Source organism: Sphingobium sp. (assembly GCF_032153725.1).
Classification (GTDB): domain Bacteria; phylum Pseudomonadota; class Alphaproteobacteria; order Sphingomonadales; family Sphingomonadaceae; genus Sphingobium.
This window is the reverse complement of sequence record NZ_JALDYQ010000140.1, coordinates 1-4,608: the sequence shown is the minus strand read 5'-3', so window position 1 is coordinate 4,608 and position 4,608 is coordinate 1. Positions and strand designations below refer to the sequence as shown.

The window sequence follows — 4,608 nt, the reverse complement described above, 5'->3', positions numbered from 1 at the left end:
GAGGATCGAACCTCCGCGCGAACATAGCGAAAGCGAGTGCACGAAATGACGAAGCTCAACGAACTCAATGACAATGCCGGTGCCCGCAAGGGTCGGATGCGCGTCGGCCGTGGTATCGGCTCGGGCAAGGGCAAGACCGCCGGTCGCGGCCAGAAGGGTGCGAAAGCACGCTCGGGCGTCAGCATCAATGGCTTCGAAGGCGGCCAGATGCCGCTCCACATGCGTCTGCCGAAGCGCGGCTTCAACAATATCTTCGCCAAGGATTACGCGATCGTGAACCTGGGCGCGGTGCAGAAGGCGATCGACGCCGGCAAGCTGGACGCCAACGCCACCATCGACCACGCGGCGCTGAAGGCCGCTGCCCTCGCCCGTGGCGGCAAGGATGGCGTGCGCCTGCTCGCCAAAGGTGAACTGACCGCCAAGATCAACCTGCTCGTCGCCGGCGCGTCGAAGGGCGCGGTCGAAGCGGTCGAGAAGGCTGGCGGCAAGGTCGACGTGATCGAGGTCGTTCCGGCGGCTGAGAAGGCCAAGGCGAAGAAGGGCACTGCCCTTGCCGCCAAGAAGGCTGCAGCGAAGGCCTGATTCGGCCTGCCAACTCTTGCAAGCATGGCCCCGCTGCCCGATATGGGTGAGCGGGGCTCTGTTTTTGGGGAAAGCTTTTTGTCGCATCGGTGGCGATTCCCGGTTCGACAGCGCCCCATCACCCCGCTAAGGGGTTAGCGATTCCGCTCCGGGGCTTCCAAATCCCGGCAAGATGTTTTGAAGGGCAGCCAAGATGGCATCGAGAGCCGACCAGCTCGCATCCAATCTCAGCCTGGCGAAGTTCAGCCAGGCGACCGACCTCAAGAAGCGCCTGTGGTTCACGCTGGGCGCGCTGATCGTGTTCCGCTTCCTGAGCTTCGTGCCGCTGCCGGGCGTCGATCCGACCGCGCTGTCGCAGCTCTACAAGCAGACCAACGGCGGCATCCTCGACATCTTCAACACCTTTTCGGGCGGTTCGCTTTCGCGCATGAGCCTGATCGCGCTCGGCGTGATGCCGTACATCACGGCCTCGATCGTGGTGCAGCTCGCCGCCAGCCTCTCGCCGCAGCTCGCCGCGATCAAGAAGGAAGGCGAGAGCGGGCGCAAGAAGCTGAACCAGTACACCCGCTACGGCACGGTAGGCCTGACTGCCGTGCAGGGCTATTTCATTGCGGTCGGGCTGGAGAGCTTCGGCGCGCAGTCGGGCGTGCAGGCGGTGGTCGATCCGGGCATCCTGTTCCGGGTCGCGGCGGTGATCTCGCTGATCGGCGGCACGATGTTCCTGATGTGGCTGGGTGAGCAGATCACCTCGCGCGGGATCGGCAATGGCGTGTCGCTGATCATCATGGCGGGCATCGTCGCGCAGCTGCCGGTGACGCTGAGCAACCTGTTCAAGTCGAGCAGCACCGGCGCGATCTCCGGCCTGGTGATCTTCCTGGTGATCGTGCTGGGCTTTGGTCTGATTGCCTTCATCTGCTTCATGGAGCGGGCGCAGCGCCGGGTGCTGATCCAATATCCCAAGCGCCAGACGCGTCAGGGGCTGATGCAGGCCGACCGCAGCCATTTGCCGCTGAAGGTCAACACCGCGGGCGTGATCCCGCCGATCTTCGCCAGTTCGCTGTTGCTGATGCCGCTCACCGTCTCGCAATTCGCGGGCAAGACCGTGGCGGGCGAGAGCAGGCTGGGCGATTTCGTGCTGACGCTGAACCAGTATCTGTCGCATGGCAGCCCGGTCTATATGGCGCTTTATGGCCTTGGCATCGTCTTCTTCTGCTTCTTCTACACTGCCGTGGTGTTCAATCCGGAAGAGACGGCTGACAATCTGAAGCGCAATGGCGGCTTCATTCCGGGCATCCGTCCGGGCAAGAACACCGAAAATTATCTCGATTATGTGCTGACCCGGATCACGGTGATCGGCGCGGCCTATCTGGCCTTCATCTGCCTGGTGCCGGAATTCGTCATCGCGCGGGCAGGCATCCCCTTCTACCTTGGTGGGACTAGCCTGCTGATCGTGGTCAATGTTACGGTCGACACCGTGACGCAGATTCAGAGCCACCTGCTGGCCCATCAATATGGGGATCTGATCAAGAAGGCGAAGCTGAAGGGGCGTCTGCGCTAAGCCGACGCAGGACGACAAGAGCGCGGAGAACAGGGGAGAATGCGCGTTATGAATATCATATTGCTCGGCCCTCCGGGCGCCGGCAAGGGAACCCAGGCGACGCGTCTGGTGGACAGCCGGGGCATGGTGCAGCTGTCGACGGGCGACATGTTGCGCGCCGCGGTGAAGGCCGGGACGCCGATCGGCCTCAAGGCCAAGGCCGTGATGGAAGCGGGCGAGCTGGTATCGGACGAAATCGTGTCGGGCATCATCGGCGAGGCGCTGGATGTGCTGTCGGCGGAAACCGGCGTCATCTTCGACGGCTATCCGCGGACCGAGGCGCAGGCCCATTCGCTCGATTCCATCCTGTCGGATCGCAATCGCACGCTGGACCATGTGATCGAGCTGGACGTGAATGAGGACGCGCTGGTCGAGCGCATCACCGGCCGGTTCACCTGTGCGAGCTGTGGCGAAGGCTATCATGACAGCTTCAAGCAGCCGAAGGTCGAGGGCAGCTGCGACAAATGCGGCGGACATGAGTTCAAGCGCCGTCCGGACGATAATGAGGAAACCGTGCGTACCCGCATGGCCGAATATCGCGCCAAGACCGCGCCGATCCTGCCGATCTACGAAGCGCGCGGCATCGTGTCGCGGGTCGACGGCATGGCCGACATGGACGATGTGACGGTGGCGATCGTCGCCATCTTGGACGGCAAGGCCGGCTGAGTTACGCTCATCCTCCGATCAGGGAGGAGAGCGTCATGCGACAAGCAAAGCTTTTGCTATGGGCTGGTGCAGCGATGGCTGCGCCAGCCCATTCTTCTGTTACGGCCAGCAGCGATGTCGGTTTCGTTGTGGAAAACAGCGTGGAGGTCGCCGCCGATGCCGCCACCGTCTATCGCCTGTTGGGACAGCCCGCCCGCTGGTGGAGTAGCGAACACAGCTATAGCGGCGATGCCGCCAATCTGAGCCTGAAACCGGTGGTGGGCGGCTGTTTCTGTGAGGCGCTGCCGAATGGCGGCGGCGTTGAGCATGGCCGGGTGATCTACGCCGCGCCCGATAAACAGTTGCGGCTGTCCGGGGCCTTGGGGCCGTTGCAGGCGGAGGCGGTGACCGGGACGCTGGATTTCACCGTCGAACCGGCGGCCACGGGCGTGCGGATCGTTATGCGCTATGTCGTGGGCGGCTATCTGCGCATGGGCGGTGCGAAGATGGCGCCCGTGGTCGACAAGGTTCTGGCCGAGCAATTGGCGGGACTCGCGCGGGTGGCGGAAGCGGGCAAATAGGGGCTGATCCTCCTGCAAGCGCCAGCGCTGAATGACGGAATGGCGGACGGCGCGACGTCTGCGCATGAACATCCGTCATGAAGGATGAAAAATGCAATCAGCGCACATGCTTAACCATAATATTAACGGAATGGTTGCCGCTTCGTTGCTATAGCGCGGCAATGGCAGGGTCGCACCATAACCGCAGCCGTTTGACGGAACTCGATGCCTTGCGCGGGATCGGAGCGCTATGCGTGTTGGTGTTCCACTATTCGACCCGTTTCCATGAGCTGTTCCCGCAGGCGACGCACGTGCCTTTCAGCTTCCTGGGCGGCAATTACCGGGTGTTGCTGTTCTTCGCCATTTCCGGCTTTGCGATCTTCTTCACGCTCGACCGCATCGCGACGGTTGCGGATTTCGCGGTCAATCGCTTCGCCCGGCTTTATCCCGCCTATCTCACCGCGATGTTGCTGACGCTGTCGATCGAATATCTGGCGCGCGCGTCGCCATTGCTGATCGGGCCGGGCGCGATCCTCGCCAATGTCACCATGTTGCAGGGTTTCGCCTTCCTGCCCGAAGTCGACGGCGCCTATTGGACGCTGACGGTCGAGATCGCCTTCTATTTCTGCATGGTGGCGATCTGGAAATGGGTTGGCCTCCAGCGACTGGAACCCGTGCTGCTGGGCTGGCTGGCGCTGCGCTGGCTCTTTGCGCTGTGGCCCGGCATGCCGGAACGGATCGTGATGTTGGCGGTGCTGCGTTATGTGCCTTTCTTCATCATCGGCATGCTGTCCTGCCGCGTCTGGTCGGGGCAGAGAAATTGGCGGCAGCAGCTGCCCTATGCTTCTCTGGCGCTGCTGTCGATCGCGACCATCGACGGGTGGGACATCACGCTGGCCGGCGTCATCCTGCTGGCTCTGTTCGGCGCCCTGATCGCCGGGCGGTTGCGCTTCCTGTGTCTCCCGCCGCTCGTCTGGATGGGTGGGATCAGTTACAGCTTCTACCTTATCCACCAGCATGTCGGCTTTGTCGTGATGCTGAAAATGGCACAGGCGGGTTACAGCCCCTGGATCGGTTTTGCCGCAGCCTTCCTGGTAGCGCTGGCACTGGGCACGCTCATCAACCGGGCGGTCGAGCGCCCCGCTGCTGAGGCGATCCTCAACTGGTGGCGTCGCCGCCGATCCACCGTGCGGGAGGCCGCCGCCAGCACGACATGAAAAAAGG

Annotated in this window: 5 protein-coding genes; all 5 read left to right on the top strand. The window is 62.9% G+C overall.

Translation table 11 applies throughout. The annotated features are described in order from the left end of the window. Positions 1–45: 45 nt before the first annotated feature. The 5 genes from rplO to RUH75_RS23335 all read left to right on the top strand — a co-directional run bounded on the left by rplO (position 46) and on the right by RUH75_RS23335 (position 4,601). Positions 46–582, top strand: coding sequence for a 50S ribosomal protein L15 (gene rplO / locus RUH75_RS23355; RefSeq protein ID WP_313809601.1), 537 nt, complete (start codon positions 46–48; stop codon positions 580–582). Positions 583–775: 193 nt separating this feature from the next. After that, on the top strand, positions 776–2,140 hold the full coding sequence (gene secY / locus RUH75_RS23350; RefSeq protein WP_313809600.1) for a preprotein translocase subunit SecY: 1,365 nt from the start codon (positions 776–778) through the stop codon (positions 2,138–2,140). Between the two features lie 48 nt (positions 2,141–2,188). After that, on the top strand, positions 2,189–2,845 hold the full coding sequence (locus RUH75_RS23345; RefSeq protein ID WP_313809599.1) for an adenylate kinase: 657 nt from the start codon (positions 2,189–2,191) through the stop codon (positions 2,843–2,845). A 74-nt stretch (positions 2,846–2,919) separates the two neighbouring features. Further along, on the top strand, positions 2,920–3,405 hold the full coding sequence (locus RUH75_RS23340) for an SRPBCC family protein (RefSeq protein WP_409592423.1): 486 nt from the start codon (positions 2,920–2,922) through the stop codon (positions 3,403–3,405). A gap of 161 nt (positions 3,406–3,566) precedes the next feature. Continuing rightward, on the top strand, positions 3,567–4,601 hold the full coding sequence (locus RUH75_RS23335; protein WP_313809597.1) for an acyltransferase: 1,035 nt from the start codon (positions 3,567–3,569) through the stop codon (positions 4,599–4,601). The last annotated feature ends 7 nt before the right edge of the window (positions 4,602–4,608 follow it).